We start from the raw sequence: 518 nt of genomic DNA, 5'->3' as shown, positions 1-518 counted from the left end.
GCTTACATACCCGATAACCAGTTCCGTTCACGAGACAAGACCTTCGCTCATCAGAAAACGAAGTATGGAAAGCGCCACCGCGATGACGTCAAGGGCGTGAAAGCCATCATTCCCGCCCGTGAGTTCCACTTCAATCGAAAGCACGAAACCTGCCGCTGTCCGGCCGGCAAGGAAATGTGGCTTCACCGAAAGAGCACCGCACCCAATGGAAAGACCCAGATTCTGTTCGAGGGGAAGCTGACTGACTGCCGCGCTTGCTCGCTCAAGGAAAGCTGTATGCGCAACCCGGACTCGGCCAATGATCGAAAGGGACATGGTCGAGTAGTGTCCTTTACCTACAACACCGAGAAAACCGCAACGGACTGGATGAAGAGGCGTGTCGATAGCCGGAGGGGAAAGGCGATTTACGGCCATCGGATGTCCACCGTCGAACCCGTATTTGGCAACATTGGGACGAATAAGCGACTCAGTCGGTTCTCATTACGCGGTAAAGAGAAGGTGCAAGGGCAGTGGCGGTT

The 518-nt window shown here is 54.8% G+C and carries 1 protein-coding gene; it reads left to right on the top strand.

Annotation, left to right across the window (positions count from 1 at the left end; genetic code table 11):
• Positions 1-518: transposase (locus tag ACURWW_RS17260; protein WP_458618524.1), on the top strand; the 518-nt coding region annotated here is incomplete at both ends.

Source organism: Gilvimarinus sp. F26214L, assembly GCF_054401055.1.
Note: the sequence above shows the minus strand (reverse complement) of the source record. Positions and strands in the feature narration are given on the sequence as shown.